The 2,582-nt window shown below is 65.8% G+C and carries 2 protein-coding genes and 1 pseudogene; 2 read left to right on the top strand and 1 reads right to left on the bottom strand.

Going from position 1 to position 2,582, the window contains the following annotated elements:
- Nucleotides 1-232, top strand: a pseudogene (locus tag ABYB95_RS21305) (ATP-dependent helicase); the annotation flags it as partial.
- Between the two features lie 46 nt (nucleotides 233-278).
- On the opposite strand, the gene ABYB95_RS21300 reads toward ABYB95_RS21305, so the two are convergent.
- Nucleotides 279-1,115: a symmetrical bis(5'-nucleosyl)-tetraphosphatase gene (locus ABYB95_RS21300; protein WP_372661635.1), complete on the bottom strand. Its 837-nt coding sequence runs from the start codon at nucleotides 1,113-1,115 to the stop codon at nucleotides 279-281.
- A gap of 9 nt (nucleotides 1,116-1,124) precedes the next feature.
- Here ABYB95_RS21300 and ABYB95_RS21295 point away from each other — a divergent pair, with 9 nt between their 5' ends.
- Nucleotides 1,125-2,429, top strand: coding sequence for a hemolysin family protein (locus ABYB95_RS21295; protein ID WP_372661632.1), 1,305 nt, complete (start codon nucleotides 1,125-1,127; stop codon nucleotides 2,427-2,429).
- Nucleotides 2,430-2,582 lie beyond the last annotated feature (153 nt).

Raw genomic sequence — 2,582 nt, 5'->3', positions numbered from 1 at the left:
CCCCCCCCCCCCCCCCCCGCGCCGCGATGCTGCATCGCGCTCGGCCCCCAGCCGTCCGGTTCGTGCGGCCAAACCCAGCGCCGATCCGTTCTTCGACAAGCCCTACGAGCCCAGCACAGCGCCCGAGGCGGCACCCGCATGGGAAGTGGCGCAGCGCCAACCCGCGCGCGTGTCGCCCAACATCAAGAGCCGCCGAAAAGTGCCTGCGCTGTTCAAAAGCCTGGAGCAGTGAAACCGACGATCCCTGACGGGCCGGCCGCGCTGGCGTTTCGGGGCTGTCAGGACTTGCCGGGTTTGCGCGCTTGCGCGCACCTCACTTCCATGCGCTCATACGCGCCCGGCGCGTTCCCCATGCGTGCAGCCGCCAGGCACCCCCCCCACACGCAGCCGGCGTCCAGCGGCAGCACGTCCGAGCGTGGTAGCGGCCCCAGAGTGGACCAATGGCCAAACGCCACCGGCACGCCTTGGGTGCGCCGGTCCGGCACGTCGAACCAGGGCATGAAGCCCACGGGTGCCGACTCTGCGCCATCTTTGGTCTGAAATTCCATGGTGCCCTGGGCCGAACAAAATCGCAGCCTTGTGAGCGCGTTGACGACCACGCGCAAGCGGTCGGTGCCTGCCAAATCGTCGCGCCACCCCGCCGGTTCGTTGCCATACATATGGTGCAAGAAGCCGACCCAGTCCGCGCCGCGCAGCACCGCTTCCAGCTCTTGTGCCAGCGCCAGGGTTTGCGCCACATCCCATTGTGGCAACACGCCCGCGTGCACCATCAGCCAGCCGTGCACGTACAAGGCCATGGGGCGCGCGCGCACCCAGTCCAGCAAGGCGTCGCGGTCCGGGGCTTGCAGGATGTCGGCCACGGTGTCGCTGCGGTGCGCCTTGCGCACGCCGTGTGCCACCGCCAGCAAATGCAGGTCGTGGTTGCCCAACAAGCAGTGGGCCGCGCCTTCAAGCGCCATCAGACGGCGCAGCACGGCCAGTGAGTCCGGGCCTCGGTTGACCAGATCGCCGAGCAGGTACACGGTGTCCCGGCTGGGCGAGAAGTCGATTTTGTCGAGCAGGCGTGCCAGGGCTTCATCGCAGCCTTGTATATCGCCAATCATGTAAAGTGCCATGCGTCGATTATGGATACCCTGATCATTGTTTTTCTCACCTTGCTGAATGGCGCGTTTGCCATGTCGGAGCTGGCGCTGGCGTCGAGCCGCAAGGCGCGGCTGGTGGCCATGGCCGAGGCGGGCGACAAGGGCTCGAAAGTGGCCCTGGAGCTGTTGTCCAACCCGACGCAGTTTCTGTCGTCGGTGCAGGTCGGCATCACCTCCATCGGCATGCTCAACGGCATCGTGGGTGAGGCCGCTTTCAGCGGCGATCTTGCACTCAAACTGCAGGGCCTGGGTCTGGACAAGGACCCGGCCGGGGTGAGCGCCACGGCGATCGTGGTGGTGGTGATCACCTTCATCACCATCGTGTTCGGCGAACTCGTGCCCAAACGCATCGGTCAGCTCTATCCGGAATCGGTGGCGCGCTGGGTGTCGCGTCCCATGGCCTGGGTGGCGCGCATTGCCAGGCCTTTTGTGGCCTTGTTGTCGATGACGACGCACGCGGTGCTCAAGCTGCTGCGCGTCGATTCGAACGCGGTGCAGCACGTGACCGAAGAAGAGATCAACGCCAGCCTGGAAGAGGGGGTGGACGCCGGCATCATCGAGGAACACGAGCGCCAGATGGTGCGCAATGTGTTCCTGCTCGACGACCGCCAGCTCACTTCCATCATGCAGCCCCACTCGGACATCGAATGGCTGGATGCCGACGAAACCATCGACACGGCGGTGCAGAAAGCCTGGACCACCGGGCATTCCTGGTATCCGGTGTGCCGGGGCGGGCTGGACGAGGTGGTGGGCGTGATCCATCTGCCCCATCTGTTGTCCTTGCAGGCCCAAGGCTTGCAAGACAGCATTCGGCAACATGCGAGCCCGGCGGTGTTCGTGCCGGAGACGCTCACCGGCATGGAGTTGCTCGAGCAATTCCGCATCCGTTCCACCCGCATGGTGTTTGTGGTGGACGAATACGGCGTGGTGCAGGGCTTGCTCACGCCGCTGGACATGTTGCAGGCGATCACGGGAGAGCTCTCGCCGGAGTTGCCCCTGGACGCCTGGGCGATCCCGAAGGAAAACGGTTCCTGGCTGGTGGACGGCAGCATGCCGGTGGCCGAACTCAAGTCGCGCTTCGACATCAGCGAACTGCCGGACGAAGACAAGGGCCGCTACAACACCGTGGGCGGCTTGATGCAGGCGGTGGCCGGCGAGTTGCTGGACCTGTCCGAGTCGGTGGAGTGCGCGGGCTGGCGCTTCGAGGTGCTGGCGCTGGAGGGGCGGCGCATCGACCAGGTGCTGATTTCCCCCTTGCCGCCCGAGCCGGTGTCCGAGTCCGAGTAGGCCCCAGGCCTTAGTCCAGCAGCGCGGCGTAGACCAAGCTGCGAAACAGCGGCCGGTAGTAGTCGCGCTGGTTCGGTGCCTGGATCAGCAGCAGGGCGTACAGGTCTTCGGCGGGGTCGACAAAAAACGTGGTCCCGGCGATGCCACCCCAGT

Origin of the sequence: Hydrogenophaga sp. (genome assembly GCF_041633695.1) — a bacterium.
GTDB lineage: Bacteria > Pseudomonadota > Gammaproteobacteria > Burkholderiales > Burkholderiaceae_C > Hydrogenophaga.
Note: the sequence above shows the minus strand (reverse complement) of the source record. Positions and strands in the feature narration are given on the sequence as shown.